Source organism: Brevibacillus humidisoli (genome assembly GCF_020923435.1).
GTDB classification, from domain to species: Bacteria; Bacillota; Bacilli; order Brevibacillales; family Brevibacillaceae; genus Brevibacillus_E; species Brevibacillus_E humidisoli.
The window spans coordinates 3,245,016-3,260,281 of record NZ_CP087263.1 but is presented as its reverse complement, the minus strand read 5'-3'; the positions used below and the strand labels follow the sequence as shown (position 1 = coordinate 3,260,281).

The 15,266-nt window shown below is 50.7% G+C and carries 13 protein-coding genes and 2 CRISPR repeat arrays; of the genes, 11 read left to right on the top strand and 2 right to left on the bottom strand.

Annotated elements, in window-relative coordinates; genetic code table 11:
• The first annotated feature begins 29 nt into the window (after positions 1-29).
• From LOK74_RS16010 to LOK74_RS15995, 4 genes are all read left to right on the top strand, one after another.
• Positions 30-1,034, top strand: a complete 1,005-nt coding sequence (locus LOK74_RS16010) for a proline racemase family protein (protein ID WP_230043020.1) — start codon at positions 30-32, stop codon at positions 1,032-1,034.
• A 67-nt stretch (positions 1,035-1,101) separates the two neighbouring features.
• Positions 1,102-2,088, top strand: coding sequence for an NAD(P)-binding domain-containing protein (locus tag LOK74_RS16005; protein ID WP_230043019.1), 987 nt, complete (start codon positions 1,102-1,104; stop codon positions 2,086-2,088).
• A gap of 417 nt (positions 2,089-2,505) precedes the next feature.
• A complete protein-coding gene (locus tag LOK74_RS16000) occupies positions 2,506-3,066 on the top strand; it encodes a DUF1697 domain-containing protein (protein ID WP_230043018.1) in 561 nt (186 codons plus the stop codon).
• A 182-nt stretch (positions 3,067-3,248) separates the two neighbouring features.
• Positions 3,249-3,611 (top strand): YisL family protein, encoded by a 363-nt coding sequence (locus LOK74_RS15995; protein WP_230043017.1) that lies wholly within the window; start codon positions 3,249-3,251, stop codon positions 3,609-3,611.
• A gap of 79 nt (positions 3,612-3,690) precedes the next feature.
• On the opposite strand, the gene LOK74_RS15990 is transcribed toward LOK74_RS15995, so the two are convergent.
• Complete coding sequence (locus tag LOK74_RS15990; RefSeq protein WP_230043016.1) at positions 3,691-4,509, bottom strand: helix-turn-helix domain-containing protein; 819 nt, start codon at positions 4,507-4,509, stop codon at positions 3,691-3,693.
• A gap of 181 nt (positions 4,510-4,690) precedes the next feature.
• Here LOK74_RS15990 and LOK74_RS15985 point away from each other — a divergent pair, with 181 nt between their 5' ends.
• Complete coding sequence (locus LOK74_RS15985; protein WP_230043015.1) at positions 4,691-5,149, top strand: DinB family protein; 459 nt, start codon at positions 4,691-4,693, stop codon at positions 5,147-5,149.
• Between the two features lie 287 nt (positions 5,150-5,436).
• Positions 5,437-7,227: a CRISPR direct-repeat array (repeat unit 30 nt; unit sequence GTTTGTATCGTACCTATGAGGAATTGAAAC).
• Between the two features lie 344 nt (positions 7,228-7,571).
• Here the strand turns inward: LOK74_RS15985 and LOK74_RS15980 are convergent.
• Entirely contained in the window at positions 7,572-7,919 is a 348-nt protein-coding gene (locus LOK74_RS15980; RefSeq protein ID WP_230043014.1) for a DoxX family protein, read from the bottom strand.
• Positions 7,920-8,033: 114 nt separating this feature from the next.
• Between LOK74_RS15980 and LOK74_RS15975 the strand changes: the two genes are divergently transcribed.
• The 6 genes from LOK74_RS15975 to LOK74_RS15950 all read left to right on the top strand — a co-directional run bounded on the left by LOK74_RS15975 (position 8,034) and on the right by LOK74_RS15950 (position 15,261).
• Entirely contained in the window at positions 8,034-8,753 is a 720-nt protein-coding gene (locus tag LOK74_RS15975; protein ID WP_230043013.1) for a Crp/Fnr family transcriptional regulator, read from the top strand.
• A 163-nt stretch (positions 8,754-8,916) separates the two neighbouring features.
• Complete coding sequence (locus tag LOK74_RS15970) at positions 8,917-9,447, top strand: DinB family protein (RefSeq protein ID WP_230043012.1); 531 nt, start codon at positions 8,917-8,919, stop codon at positions 9,445-9,447.
• Positions 9,448-9,709: 262 nt separating this feature from the next.
• A CRISPR array of direct repeats spans positions 9,710-10,010; the repeat unit is 30 nt; unit sequence GTTTGTATCGTACCTATGAGGAATTGAAAC.
• Between the two features lie 290 nt (positions 10,011-10,300).
• A complete protein-coding gene (locus tag LOK74_RS15965; protein WP_230043011.1) occupies positions 10,301-11,668 on the top strand; it encodes an extracellular solute-binding protein in 1,368 nt (455 codons plus the stop codon).
• An 86-nt stretch (positions 11,669-11,754) separates the two neighbouring features.
• On the top strand, positions 11,755-12,639 hold the full coding sequence (locus LOK74_RS15960; protein WP_230043010.1) for a carbohydrate ABC transporter permease: 885 nt from the start codon (positions 11,755-11,757) through the stop codon (positions 12,637-12,639).
• A complete protein-coding gene (locus tag LOK74_RS15955; protein WP_230043009.1) occupies positions 12,640-13,473 on the top strand; it encodes a carbohydrate ABC transporter permease in 834 nt (277 codons plus the stop codon).
• 6 nt (positions 13,474-13,479) lie between these two features.
• Positions 13,480-15,261: a cache domain-containing sensor histidine kinase gene (locus LOK74_RS15950; protein ID WP_230043008.1), complete on the top strand. Its 1,782-nt coding sequence runs from the start codon at positions 13,480-13,482 to the stop codon at positions 15,259-15,261.
• The last annotated feature ends 5 nt before the right edge of the window (positions 15,262-15,266 follow it).

The window sequence follows — 15,266 nt, the reverse complement described above, 5'->3', positions numbered from 1 at the left end:
TCGCGTCCGACAGAGGGGAGGGCAGTGGTATGAAGATAAACAAGTTGTTTACCACGATCGATACGCACACAGGGGGAGAACCGCTGCGGATCATCACCAGCGGAATTCCACCGCTTCCGGGCAGCACGATCATGGAGCGAAGGGCGTATTTTCGCGAACATCTTGATCACCTTCGTCAGGTGTTGATGTATGAACCGCGCGGACACCACGGGATGTACGGCTGCGTGATTACGCCACCGGTGCAGGAAGACTCCGACTTTGGCGTGTTGTTTATGCACAACGAGGGCTTCAGCACGATGTGCGGACATGGTGTGATCGCCGTGGTCAAAGTTGTGCTGGAGACCGGTTATTTGCAGCTGCAAGATCCTGCGCGGCCGATTGTGATCGACAGTCCGGCAGGTAAGATCATCGCTCGGGCCACCTGGACAGGGGGAGAAGTGACATCCGTTTCTTTTGAAAACGTGCCGTCCTTTGTCTACGCTCAGGATCTGGAGCTGGAGTGCGAGGGAAGGCGGTTTGCGGTAGATGTCGCTTTTGGCGGAGCTTTTTACGCGATTGTGCAGGCCAAAGACCTGGAGGTGAAGGTGGAGATCGATCAACTACCCGCACTGCAAAAGTGGGGACGCATGATCAAAGAGCAGGTGGAGGCCAAGCTGGATGTGGTCCATCCGGAGGAGCAGGAACTGCAGGGCATCTACGGAGTGATCATCTCAGATCAACCGCAGCGGGCCGACTCCGACTTGCGCAACGTGACAATCTTTGCGGATGCCCAAATCGACCGCTCTCCCTGTGGTACCGGCACTGCCGCCCGGCTGGTTGCTTTGCATCAGAGAGGCATGCTGCCTGTGGGAAAGCGTTTTGTGCACGAAGGGATTGTCGGCAGTCAGTTTGTCGCAGAGGTGTTGAGCACGACCCAGGTGGCCCAGTTCCCGGCGATTGTGCCGAGAATCGAGGGGAGGGCGTTTGTGACGGGTTTGCATCAGTTTGTGGTAGACCCAACCGATCCATTGGCTGAAGGCTTTTTGCTTCGATAGCCGCAACGGTAGAACGACAGATCACTACAATCACAGTTCATCGCAACGACCGCAAAGGAGTGATGGGATGCTTGTGCTCAGTGCCGCTGATCTGCGGCAGTTGATCACGATGGAAGAAGCGATCCAAGCAGTGGCAGTGGCTCTGCGGGAGTCCTCCGCTGGCCGGGCGGTCGTTCCGATCCGCACGGCCATACCGGTCTCCCAAGCAAACGGGACCTCGCTGTTCATGCCGGCTCTGGTGCAGGCGACCGACAGTTTGGGGGGCAAGTTTGTATCTGTGTTCCCGATGAATAAAGGAAAGGGAAAGGAGACGATCTACGGTGTGATGATCCTCTCCGATGTCGATACGGGAGAACCGCTGGCACTGCTGGAGGCCTCTCAGCTGACGATTCTGCGCACCGGTGCCGCCGCCGGATTGGCGACACGGCACCTCGCCCGCACGGACGCTTCTGTACTTGGTGTGATAGGAACGGGGGCGCAGGCAACAGGGGTAATCGAAGCGATCTTGGCCGTTCGGCCGCTCCGGGAGATTCGTCTCTATAACCGCACTCCGGCAAAAGCGGAGGAGTTGGCAGGACGATTGCGGCAGCAGGTGACCGGTGTCCGGCTGGAGGTGGTTGCCGAGGCGGATCGGGCAGTGGCGGGCGCCGATATTGTGGTCACGGCTACCAACCATGCCACACCTGTTTTCTCGGCGGAGGTTGTGTCCGCTGGTACCCATATCAATGCGATTGGTTCGTTTCGGCCCGAGATGCAGGAACTGCCGACGGAGATCATCGCTGGTGCGGATAAAGTAGTGGTAGAATCACGTGAAGCGGCCTTGGAAGAGACGGGTGACCTGATTGTACCGATCGAGCAGGGCGTTTTTACCAGTCAGCAGCTTCACGCCGAACTGGGCGAAATCGTTGCGGGAACCAGAGCGGGACGCGAGCGCGATCAGGAGCTGACCGTGTTTAAATCGGTTGGATTGGCCGCAATGGATGTCGTCGTCGCCAGACAGATATACGAGCGTGCAAGGGAAAGGGAGATCGGCCAGCGTGTAGTGTTGTGGTGAGCGTTGCTGGTGAGTATCCTTTCCGACAAGGAGGATCGGGATGACAACGAATGGTTGGGATGTGGTACTCCTTAAATGATTGTGAATTTTTACCGACAGCAGTCAATTATTAGGTAATGACAACACGCTAAAAGAGAATAAATGTTACCTCACTGCCTCTCCGTTACGTTCTGGAGAGGTTTTTACATGCAGAACATGTATGCAGGTTGGCAATTGTCGCTTTTTTACAATACAAGGTTTGGATGAATCGCGTACAGTACGATTACTGCATCAATAGGGCGAAAAACGTATGAAGAGGAATCAGCGGTTATCACGATCAAGAGGAAGTACTACGTGAGATGGACTTGATAATGGGAGTTTCATAGATACGTACACTTGCTAAGCCTACTAAAAACAGAAAAGAGAAGGGGGATCGGTATGACGGTTTATATCGCACTGCTGAGAGGGATCAATGTAGGCGGCAATAATCTGATCAAGATGGCCGAATTAAGACGCATGTTTGAAACGATGGGGTTGGAGCGGGTGCAGACCTATATTCAAAGCGGCAATGTCCTGTTTATATCGGACGAACGGGAAGCATCGCTGCGCCAGCGGATTGAACAGGAGTTCTCTGCGGTATTCGGGTTTACGGTCACCGTGGTGCTGAGAACGTCCGCTGAACTGGAGCAGATTATCGGCAACTGCCCGTTTTCCGAGGAGGCAGTACGGGAAGCCGAAGCATCTTCGGCAGGAGAGAGTCTCTATGTTGCTCTGCTGCCCGAAGCCTCGTCACCCGAAGGAGTGCAAAGACTCAGTGCGTACAACAGCGAACGCGAGGAGTACCGGATTGTAGGCCGGGAGTTCTATCTTTTGTTTCGTAATAGTGTGCGCAATTCCAAGCTTGCCGGCAATCTGCACAAGCTGGGCGTACCAGCGACCGTGCGGAACTGGAAGACGATCAACAAGCTCTACGCATTGGCGAAAGCGATGGAAAGCTGATGGTTGGGGACGGATCAAGCGAAGGAGGGTTTCCTCAGTCTGTCTCTGTTTACTATGTGTACCCGTGTTACCCCGGTGTTTGTTCCCAGAAGTGACACACCTCGGTTAGCCCAACTCCCTGCTGGTATGATATAGTAAAATAGATATGGCTTATTATTTGGTAATAAGGAGTTGAATCAACGTTGGGTCAATTATACAATCCGCTGATTCAGTCTCATGTCGGCGCATGGGAAGTCGCTTTCGTACTATTGATTATCGGGTACGTCTTGTACCGTCTGGACAAGCAGAAGATTGCCAAAGTGATCCAGATGATCCTCCGCCTGATGTACGTGATTATTGCTGTTTCGGGAATCTGGATGCTGCTCGCCTTTCGTACCGATGACCCGCTCTATTACATCAAAGGGCTTCTTGGCATCGCCACGATCTCGTTGGCAGAGATGGCGATGGTACGGGCGTCCAAGCAACGTCCCAGCCTTGGTTTCCTGATCGGCTGTCTTGTCTTGTTTGTTGTGGTGATTCTGATCGGCTACCGCGTGATTGTCTAGGTCACGCGGTTTTTTTGTTCATTTCGTTTCTCTTTGCGGTTTCGGTTTTTCATTTGAGACGGAAGACCGCTCCCTGCCTTTAGCTGTACCCCGCGCCTCCAGCGCATCTGCTCGCATACTCCTGTGGAGAAGAACCAATCATCCTTTTAAAATCCCTGATGAAATGGGACTGATCATAATACCCGAGATCCAGTGCCAGCTTGCGCCAATCAGGCACTTCCCCGCTTTCTACTCTGTTCGCTGCTTCATGCAGTCGATACCGTTTCAGGACCCATTTCGGACTTACCCCGACGTATTGACGGAACAGCCGCTGCAATGTTCTTGGATGGACAGCGAATTCTCTGGAGAGATCGTCAACCTTCATCATCTCGGGATCGGCAATGGCTCGGCCAACAATCTGATGAATCAATCTGACATTCTCGTCGATCCCCGGGAGTTTTCGACGGATCAGGTTTTCCGCAAGCTGAACCATTGCTTTCGCGTCTGGGGAGGATAGGATCTCTTGCTCCAGCAAGTGGCCGTCTACGCCAAAAACCTCGCGAATGCTGAGGGAGCCGTCAGTAAAGGTAGAAACAGGCGTTTGGACAAAGGGGTAAAAGGAGCCTGGTTTGAACTTGATGCCGAAGACTTTGCCTTTCCCTTGCAGCAGATAAGATGTCTTCTCCCGCTCTACTCCGAAGATTCGGGTGTTTCCCTTCTCAACGACCAGGTTGACGCAAGGATGGGGAAGCTTCTCCTGGCGATACGGTTCCTGTCCCGTCAAATCCCACTCGACGATCCAGTAACGCTCTACAACAAGGCTAAGCTCGGTAGACGGGGGATACCACGTAAGTCTGAACTTGTTCTCCGCTGCGCTTGCGTTTAAGATGCCTCTCGGTATTTCCGCATGTGAATGCAATCTGATCCCCCCAAAAAGAACGACTATCTTACATCTTACGGTTACATGAAGCGCAATGTCGTGTTTTTACAATACGGGTTCTCGGTTGGTATGCTATATTTCTTCATGCTACCATCGGTAAAATATTCCGGCAATACGGCCAACACATCTCCGACATAAAATGAAGTGGAGTGATGAAACGATGAGTCTATCGGAACAGATGATGAAGGAATGGTTGAAGCATCGCGAGGCATTGCAACGACTGCTAGATGCAATCCCGGATGGCCAGATTGGTTATAAACCGTGGTCGGGGGCGATGGGACTGGGCGAACTGGCCCTGCACATCGCCGCATCGACCGACATGTTCGTCAGCACCGCCAAGAGCGGAGAAGGCAAGATCACTATGCCCTCTGTGGAAGAATGCCATACGATGGCAGATGTACGCCGGGCTGTTCAGAGCTTTACCGAACAGACGAAGGATACGTTTGCTTCGATGACCGATGAAGAATTGGAAAAAGAGTATGCTTCGCCGCATCCCAACCTGCATGGACCGAGGAAAAAGCTGGTCAAACTTGCCATCGATCACGAGATACATCACAAGGGACAGCTTTTCTTGTACGCTCGGATGGTTGGGGCTGAACAGCTTCCGTTTTTTATCTAAGATCGCCTTGATGACAGGGAGTCGATGGTGAGCGAGGTTGGGCTAGATCCTGGCTCGCACTTTCCCTGTCATCGGAGAATCCGGGCTTCTCTTGATTATGTAAAAGACTGCTGATAATGTTGTCGTCGACCTCCAGTAGTGTAGAAAACCCTGGGGATCGACGACAAATGCTTTTTTGGCAAAAGTGTTGTGGGAGAAGGAGGGAAGTGAAGTTTGCAGGTAGGTATGGAGTTTTTTGGTAAGATGGTGTATTTTTAAGAAAGGTTATTACGGCAGGGGTTTTTTGGGTTTGTATCGTACCTATGAGGAATTGAAACAGCGCTTCAGTCCTCATCCATCATCCCTCCCTGCTGGTGTTTGTATCGTACCTATGAGGAATTGAAACACTTTTGGCGGTATCAAAGCTATTACAATGGAGGCGAAGGTTTGTATCGTACCTATGAGGAATTGAAACAATACACGGCTATGTCGGACGACGATTTATTCCGCGTTTGTATCGTACCTATGAGGAATTGAAACACATTGCTGGCATCATGGAGACTTTGGGCAGCATCGTTTGTATCGTACCTATGAGGAATTGAAACACGTCATAAAAGAGTATCTCGTTTCACTAGGGATGCAGGTTTGTATCGTACCTATGAGGAATTGAAACCCTCCTGCTCGTACTAGGGTAGATGTGGAATTGGAGCTTGTTTGTATCGTACCTATGAGGAATTGAAACAGACCCCCCCTTCTGAATGGATAGGACAACAATTCTCCCGTTTGTATCGTACCTATGAGGAATTGAAACTCCGTTAACAACCCGATCTGCTGATAGAGCAGTTTCGCAGGTTTGTATCGTACCTATGAGGAATTGAAACAATAGATAGCCAGCGTTAACTTTGGTAGAATATACTGTTTGTATCGTACCTATGAGGAATTGAAACCTTTCCACTATTCGTGTGAATAGAGTGTTCAGCACCTCGGTTTGTATCGTACCTATGAGGAATTGAAACTAGGTATCCCGGAAAGGCAGAACTTAGGTTGTACAGCCGAGTTTGTATCGTACCTATGAGGAATTGAAACTGCTACTACGCTGCAAACAGCGCACTCAGATAGATGTTTGTATCGTACCTATGAGGAATTGAAACTCATCGGAATATGTTCAGCACTCCACGTAGCATGAACAAGTTTGTATCGTACCTATGAGGAATTGAAACCGTTTTGCTGGGGCGCAGGCAGCAAAAGTTTTTTTTGTTTGTATCGTACCTATGAGGAATTGAAACCAGTTGGACTCTCGTTCATCGTCGTCCACTCCAACGTTTGTATCGTACCTATGAGGAATTGAAACTGCGCGTCACGAACGACGGAAAAATGGCGATTCCACTCGAGTTTGTATCGTACCTATGAGGAATTGAAACGACGGTCCGTGACACCGCCACCGACTCCAGAGTCGTCCAGTTTGTATCGTACCTATGAGGAATTGAAACCCTCGAAAGTCCACGTATTCCCCGGCCAGTTTGTCGCGGTTTGTATCGTACCTATGAGGAATTGAAACCATCCTGCTTGTTTGTTGAGTCTCCGCACATGAGGATGGTTTGTATCGTACCTATGAGGAATTGAAACTCAAACTCCCGTTGGTACAGCGACGGATGGAACACAGTTTGTATCGTACCTACGAGGAATTGAAACCAAACAACCGGTTGCACTGCACGCAGTGGAGTTGCTCCAGTTTGTATCGTACCTATGAGGAATTGAAACCTGAGAAAACAAGGCTGCGAGGTGCTGCTTTCCGAAAGTTTGTATCGTACCTATGAGGAATTGAAACTATTTATCTAAGATCAAAGTTGAAGGGAAGATAAAATCGTTTGTATCGTACCTATGAGGAATTGAAACTTGGTTCATCGCGTAGTTCCGGCCACTTGGCGGCTGATGGTTTGTATCGTACCTATGAGGAATTGAAACCCCTCACGTTGCGGTATGTTGGGCTGTGCCCGATGTGTTTGTATCGTACCTATGAGGAATTGAAACGACACCAAGGAAGTACGGGCAGAAGCACAGGTTCACATGTTTGTATCGTACCTATGAGGAATTGAAACTCCACATGGAAATCCATGTATCTCGGCAGCAACCATCGGGTTTGTTTAGTACCTATGAGGAGATTGAAACCGAACCGGACTCTATATAAAAAAAACCTGCGATTTCACTCATTCTGTTGCCTTTCATTGAATCTCCCTACCCCATTCATGCAAAAAAACCTCCATTCAAGAAGGTTTTATCAGAAACCAATAGAAAACGTAATTAGCAGTGATATGCCTGCACACGGTGCATGTAGAAAGACTCAAATCGATGGTTTCAAATGCATATAGATGATGTATAGCTTCTCTCTCCAGAGCCATTCGCAGCAGCTAGCCAAGTCCGCGCCCACAACCAGCAACCTTTTTTACAGTTGAACAACAATAAGAAACACGGACAATACTAACATCAGCAATGCATTGATCGCCATAACCGGTTTATGTCTGGCCCTGAACAGATGCGCGTGGATCGCTCCAAGCATGAGCAGTACAAGCAGAGCCGCAGCGTATCTCAAAAGAACAGGATACCAGATCCCCGCCAATACCCCCATCATGCCCATAACCTCAAGAGCAGCGGTTAGATACATAAACCAGAGCGGATACCGATAGTCATTCCAATGCTGGATGGTCGCTTTTGTCCCGAGAAACTTCATACCGGCTAAGAACGCAAACATCGCAATCAAGATGATTTGACTGATAAACACGAGCGTATCCAAACACACACTCTCCTTTCAGATGTTCAGCAGGGTCCCTTTTCTAGTACAGTATATAGTGGGATTGCCATCATGAATGTAGGCTGGGCTACAAAGTGACTGTCAGGAGGGCCCTGATTGGACAAAATAAAATATTTATCGCGGATCAACTTATTCAAGGACTTGGATCTGGAACAATTAGAATCTCTCGCACCTGTTACCCCGGCCAACACCGTTACCAGAAAAACGATCGTGGCCTCTCCGCACATGCCCCAAAAGCGCTTGTTTTTTGTGAAATCAGGAATGGTTCGTCTGTACCGGATATCGAAAGGGGGGAAGGAGTTAACAGTTGACATTTTAGGAGATGGACATCTTTTCGGTGAAGTAGGCTCTTTTACGACAGGATCGGAAAATCTGTATGCAGAAACGATAGTGGACTCGATCATTTGTACGATCGACAAAAACCAATTCGAAACGATCATCACCGCAAAGCCGGAACTGGGACTAAGATTGATTGAGCTGGTTTCCTTACGTTTAAAAGAAATCGAGGAAATGCTCGAACTGATGGCGTATGGAAGCGTAAGAAAAAGACTCCTTTATTTGTTGCACAAGCTGTGTCAGAAGTTTGGGAATGAACAAGCGATTCATGATGAAAAGGAATCTAGAGAAGGGTGGGTTCAGTTAGAGATCAAACTGACCCATCAGGAGTTAGCCAGTATGGCCGGGAGCATTCGGGAAACCGTAACCGAACAATTGAAAGATTTTGTTGCCGAGGGCATGATCCGCAAGGCGAGTTTGCGAAACCCGTTGCTTGTCCGTCCGGATCGGATTTTGACAGCGTTGGAAAACTGCGACTGAACAAATGTGCCGCAACCGACAGTGCGTTGGCGCCAACCACCTAACCGGCGCTATGATGAACAACGCTAGGCAGACCATAGGGGCTGCAGGTTGTGCAAGAGCTTGTTGCAGGGTGCTTTGTGTAAAGAGTTGCTTGCGATAAATTATAGGAAGGAGCAGTCATATGAACTTTGATATGAAAGAAGCGATTGAGGTTCTGGAGCGCACCCCACAATCATTGGAGCATTTTTTATCCGGCTTGTCTGACGGATGGTTGCAATGCAATGAAGGCGAAGGAACCTGGAATGCCACGGAAGTGATTGAACACTTCATCGAGGCTGAGAAGCATAACTGGATCCCGCGATTGGAAACAATTCTTCAGGAAGGGGAAAACAAACCTTTTCCCCCATTTGATCGGTTTTCCCACTTGAATCAAAAGTCCGAAACGACGATTGAAGAAAAGCTGCAAGAGTTTAAAACGGTGAGAGCAGAAAATATAACCAGACTGAAGGCGCTCGTAGATCCTGCTGTGCATCTGGAATTGACAGGTTCACACCCTGCATTTGGTGCAGTGAAAGTGAGAGAACTGATTTCTACGTGGGTGGTTCACGATTTCACGCATATGGCTCAGATCGTGCGGGTCATGGCCGAGAGGTACAGGGTGGATGTTGGGCCTTGGAAAGAATACTTAGGGATCTTGAACAAAAAGGGATGACCGCGTGCGAGAAAGTTTGACTGCATGCACTGTTTGCGGGAGTCGATATTGACCGGAGCAGCGCTTGATCATTTTGTCGTCGACCCCCAGTAGCGTATAAAACCCGGGGGATCGACGACAAAAGGAAAAAACGAGGAAACTGCAGGTATTGTGAGATAATCGATGGGAATGGGATGTAAATCGACTTATCTTTGTTTCGTTTTTCCCTCTTGCGGGAGAATAGTGGTAAAGATAGAATGTTGATATTATGGTTATTGTTGGGGTTTGTATCGTACCTATGAGGAATTGAAACTATGATATTTTTAAATTAGTCAATAGGATTTTAGATTTGTTTGTATCGTACCTATGAGGAATTGAAACTTTCTCCTCATACCGCTGGCACAATTCGCGGACGTACCTGTTTGTATCGTACCTATGAGGAATTGAAACACTTGGAGCATCTGGAGAAGATCACCAACGCGGTCAGGCGTTTGTATCGTACCTATGAGGAATTGAAACGAAGAAGTCTTCGAGAAAAACAATGTAATATTCAAGTTTGTATCGTACCTATGAGGAATTGAAACTAGCTCGCACAAATGCGCTTGGCTGCCTCGATTGGGTCGGTTTATATCGTACCTATAAGGATTCTACAAGCACAAACCCCCTCCCCGATCCAATCCATCCGCATCCCGCCCTTTCAGAAATCCCTCTCTCGAAAACCATTCCCTTCCACCCCAACGCCAGCCACCCCCGCCCGCCCCCAGGCTAGACAATTCTCCCCCTCCATTTGAGATATTTCGACTTACCCGGAAAATCCCTCCACTTTTATAATGAACACAAATGAAACCGATTCCATTAGAAAGAGGGGGACTAGATGAAAAAGACCAGTAGATTGTTTCGTCTCCTGCTGATGCTGCTCGTCATCGCACTGGCTGCTTGTGGCGGGGCCGAGACGAATTCCCACCCGTCGGCGAGCAACGGCGGTGGTGGAGAGGCGGCAGGCGGCGGTACCAGTGACAGTGCTGCAAAAGAAGTGGTGCTCTCTTTTCGCCATACCCAGATAAAAGAAACGAGCAAGAAGCGGCTGGAAATCATGATGGACGTGCTCAAATCACTGGAGCAGAAGCATCCGGGATTGAAGTTTGAGGTAGAGGGTGTCGATGAAGTCGTCAACCGCGACCAGAAGCTGAAAGCGGAGATGGCGGCCGGCAACCCGCCGAAGATCTTTGAGATGTTTGGCGGGGCGGATACCAAGCTCTACGTCAAAGCGGGGCGTCTGCTCGATCTGACCGACTTCCTCAAAGAGTCGGGACTGGAGGACAGGTTCGTCAGCCTGGAAGAGTTTACGGTGGACGGACGAGTCTACGGTCTGCCGATCGGCGGATACGCGGAAGGGCTCTTTTACAACAAAAAAATGTTTGAAGAGTTGAACCTGAGCATTCCGAAGACTTGGGATGAACTGATCGATCTCGGCAACAAGGTAAAAGCAGCCGGCAAGACACCGATTGCGCTGGCGGCCAAAGACGGCTGGGTCAATGCGATGCTGTTCAATGTCATCTGGGAACGAAACGCCGGGATTGCCGGGATCGAAGGCTTGGTTACCGGCGAGCGCAAGTGGACCGATCCGGAAACAGTCAAAGCGTTTGAAGATTTCGCCTATCTCGGAGACAATGACTTCTTCACCAAAGGGGCACTGGGCCTGCCCTACTCCGATCAGGGGGCACGGTTCCTGAAAGGGGAGGCGGCGATGGTCTACACCGGCAGTTGGGACGCCACCCGCTTCAGCAGTGACGAAGCTGGCGACCTCAAAGGCAGCATCGGCTTCTTCCGCTTTCCGGCGATTGACGGCGGAAAAGGGGATCAGAATTCGATCAACGCCGGTTACTCCAATGGCTTTGGGTTCTCCAGCGACTTAACTGACGAACAGAAAGAGATGGTGTACGCCTTCATTCAGGAATACTTCTCGGAAGACGTCACCCGTCGCTTCCTGGTGGAAGACCGCCTGCTGCCGTCGACCAAACTGTCCGACACGTCAGGGGCCGATCCGCTGCTGGCCGAAGTGATCCAGGCGATCAACGATTCGAGCAGCTCCTGGAAAGCGTACGACGCGATTGTTCAGCCGTCGGTCAAACTGGCGACGGAAACCGCCCTGCAAGAGTTGATCGGAAAGGTGAAGACGCCTCAGCAGGTCGCCGAACAAATGCAGAAGGAGCAGGACAAAGCCAACCAGAGCAAGGAGTAGCATGCTGTCAACCAAAAGGAGCCACTTTGCCGAGTGGCTCCTCTTCTGCAAAAGGGGGTTGGCTGCGCCATGGATGGGGGTAAGAGATGAACAAAGTATTGACAAGACTGTTTCTGTTTCTTATGTTTTTGCTACCTGCAATTCTCCTCTACATCGTCTTTATGGGCATTCCGATTGTCGAGTCGCTCTATTACGGCTTTTTTCAATGGGATGGCATTTCCCAAAAGAAGTTTATCGGTTTGCACAACTTTATGGAACTGCTCTCCGATGAGACATTTCGCAAAGCCTTTCTGAACAACATCTACTTCATTTTATTCAGCACGTTTATCGGCCTGCCGATCATCATCTGTATCTCGTTTATGCTGAGCAGAGTGCGCAGGTTTCGCCAGTTTTACCGAACCGGGGTGTTTTTGCCGACGATCCTGTCTACGGCTGTCGTCGGTGTGCTGTGGCTGTTTATCTATCATCCTGATGTTGGACTGTTAAATACGGTGCTTCGCCTCCTGAATCTCGACTCGTTAACACAGTACTGGCTGTCCGACCCTAACTGGGCCATGATCAGCATCCTGATCGCCAACGCCTGGCAGTGGAACGGCTTTTACATCGTCTTGATCCTGGCGGCGATACTCAACATCCCGCGCGAGATTGACGAAGCGGCTGACATTGATGGGGCTAGTGCCCTGCATAAGCTGCGCTTTATCACGCTGCCGCTGATTCGCCCCGTGCTCGTAGTCATCTTTATGCTTTCCGTGTCTGGTTCGATGAAAGCGCTTGACATCGTCCTCGTCATGACGGAAGGAGGACCGTTCGGCACGACGGAAGTGATGGCCACCTACATGCTGAAAAAAGCGTTCCAGGAGTACCAGTACGGATACGGCAGCGCGATTGCGGTTGCCATCTTCATTCTCACCCTGCTGTTCGCCTGGGTCATCCAGTTGTTGTCCCGCAAGCAGAAGGAGGTGGAATACTAGATGTTTTCCTCGCTCCTGCGAAAAAATCTCGTTGCTCATCTCGTTCTCAGCGCTTACCTGCTGATCACCCTCTATCCGCTGGTCTGGCTGTCCATCTCCTCGTTCAAGACACCGCGGGAAATCACGGAGGACCCGTGGGGCTTGCCTGCCCAACTGCAATGGCAAAACTACGTCGAAGCATGGCAAACGGCCAAGGTGAGCACCTACTTCTTGAACAGCTTGTACATCAGCGTGGTGACCAGCCTGCTGATCCTGTTGGTTGGCTCGGCAGCCGCTTATGCGATCGCCCGGATGAACTTTCCCAGGATGAGCACGATGGTCTACCAATTGTTTCTTCTGGGCTTGGTGGTACCAGGCGGCGCTCTGCTGATTCCGCTGTATCGCCTCGTACAGCAGATGGGCCTGATTGACAACCACCTCTCGTTGATCCTGATCAATACGACGTTTGCCCTGCCGGTCACCATCTTCATCCTGGCAGCCTTCATGCGCTCCATCCCGAGAGAACTGGAGGAGGCGGCGGTGATGGACGGGCTTGGTGCTGTCGGCCTGTTTTTTCGAGTCATACTGCCGGTCAGCAGCCCGGCATTGGCGACGGTGTTTATTCTGAACTTCATCAACATTTGGAACGAATTCATCATGGCTATGTTGATGCTGTCCAAAGAGAGTTTGCGGACGCTTCCCGTCGGCATGTCGGTGTTTAAGGATGCGTTTCAGACCAATTACTCGCTGTTGTCGGCGGCGATCATGTTCAGCGTCGTCCCGGTTGTGATCGTCTACCTGATCCTGCAGCGGAAGATCATTGAGGGAGTTACAGCCGGCAGCGTGAAAGGATAGGCACGTATGACAAACATCAGGCAGCGGCTTTTGATCGCCTTCATCACGTTTATTATCATCCCGTTGATCCTTTTGGGATCGGTTACGTTTTGGCTCTCCCAGAACCTGATCGAAAAGAGCTACGGAGAACATGCGGAAGTAACCATGAAAGCGATCAGCCGCAACATCTACTATCTGTTCAACGAACTGAACAACATCTCCAATGCGGGCATCACCAATCCGGTGATCCAGCGACACTTGCTCACCAGCTTTGACGGAGAAAAGGCAAACGACCAGATCGTCAAGAACCAGGCGGAATGGGAGATGGCCAATCTGTTTTTCCGTTATCCCGCGGTCACCTTCGTTGCTCTGTACAAGATGGACGGCACTGTCTACAAGACCTTTCGCAATCCCAACGAGGTGATTCCTTTTCAGCGGGTGCTGGAAAAGCCGATCATGCAGCAGGTGAGGGAGCAAAACGGGCGCCCGGTCTGGATCGGGCCGTTCGAATTCCGTGAGCTGACCGGAAACAAGGTGTTGTTTACCCAGATTCGCTTGGTCAAAGACATGGAAGATTTCGAAGACAAAGCGTTTTTCTTCATGCAGGTGCACGTATCGGAGCTGGAGCGGATTTTCCAAGGGTTTGGCGCCAACGGCAAACAGAGCAATCGCTACATGCTGGTCAATCAGGATGGGTTGGTGCTGTTTGACGCCGCCCAGCATCTCAATGGGCAGAATCTGCATTACTTCGTCGAGGAGACGTTTCACCTGACACCGGAGTATCAGAGCTTCAAGGCGAGAGTAGACGGAGAGGAGAGCTTGATGTCCATCTACAAGCTGCCCGTTGACGACTGGTATCTGGTCTCAGCGGCTTCGTGGGAATCGCTGACCTACGAGAGCGTGCTGTTGGCCAAATGGGTGGGCGGGATCCTGTTGCTGTGTCTGGTGGCTGCATTGCTGTTTAATATGCTGTTCGTCAACCGGATCGCCCGTTCGATCATCCAGATCGTGCAATTGATGAAACAGGTGGAGTGGGGCGATTTAAACGTCCGGGCGGAAGTAAACGGCCAGGATGAGACGTCCCGACTCTCCTCCGGCTTCAACAGCCTGGTGGTGACGATCCGGAGGCTGTTGGAACAGGTGAAACGGGAACAGGAACGGAAGAAAAAAGCGGAGCTCATGCTGCTGCAGGCACAGATCAACCCGCACTTTCTGTTTAACACGCTGGAGTCGATCAATGTGCTGGCGGTGCAAAACGAGGGTCAAAAGGTAAGCCAGATGATCTACCGACTGGGCAACATCCTCAGGATCAGCATCAGCGGCGAGGAGCATGTGCCGATCCAGACGGAGATCGCCCATCTGAAAAGCTATCTGGAGATTCAAGCGTACCGCTTTGAGGAGCTGTTCGACTATCAGATCAACATCCCGGAATCGCTGATGGAGTACAAGGTTCTCAAGCTGACCCTGCAGCCACTGGTGGAAAACAGCATCCAGCACGGGTTTGAACAGATGACGGCTGGAGGACAGCTTACGATTACGGCTCGTGAGGAAGCGGATCGGCTGATCTTTTTTATTCAGGACAATGGCAGCGGAATCGCCGATGAGGTGCTGGCGACGTTTGTCTATGAACAGGCACCGAAAATTCCCGCAGCACAGGCAGCGGGACGCAAGAAAGAACGGTGGGGCCTTGGCGTGCAAAACGTGGCCGACCGACTGCGCATCCAGTACGGCAGAGCATACGGGATCCACATCTGCAGCTATCCGGGGGAAGGCACCACCATCAAGTGTACGATTCCCAAGTACAGGTGAGGTGA

Bases quoted from the DNA above. Each gene is read 5' to 3' on its own strand.
- LOK74_RS15960 (WP_230043010.1), top strand. From the start codon at position 11,755: ATGAACAAAGTATTGACAAGACTGTTTCTGTTTCTTATGTTTTTGCTA.
- LOK74_RS16005 (WP_230043019.1), top strand. From the start codon at position 1,102: ATGCTTGTGCTCAGTGCCGCTGATCTGCGGCAGTTGATCACGATGGAA.
- LOK74_RS16010 (WP_230043020.1), top strand. From the start codon at position 30: ATGAAGATAAACAAGTTGTTTACCACGATCGATACGCACACAGGGGGA.
- LOK74_RS15985 (WP_230043015.1), top strand. From the start codon at position 4,691: ATGAGTCTATCGGAACAGATGATGAAGGAATGGTTGAAGCATCGCGAG.
- LOK74_RS16000 (WP_230043018.1), top strand. From the start codon at position 2,506: ATGACGGTTTATATCGCACTGCTGAGAGGGATCAATGTAGGCGGCAAT.
- LOK74_RS15950 (WP_230043008.1), top strand. From the start codon at position 13,480: ATGACAAACATCAGGCAGCGGCTTTTGATCGCCTTCATCACGTTTATT.
- LOK74_RS15970 (WP_230043012.1), top strand. From the start codon at position 8,917: ATGAACTTTGATATGAAAGAAGCGATTGAGGTTCTGGAGCGCACCCCA.
- LOK74_RS15955 (WP_230043009.1), top strand. From the start codon at position 12,640: ATGTTTTCCTCGCTCCTGCGAAAAAATCTCGTTGCTCATCTCGTTCTC.
- LOK74_RS15965 (WP_230043011.1), top strand. From the start codon at position 10,301: ATGAAAAAGACCAGTAGATTGTTTCGTCTCCTGCTGATGCTGCTCGTC.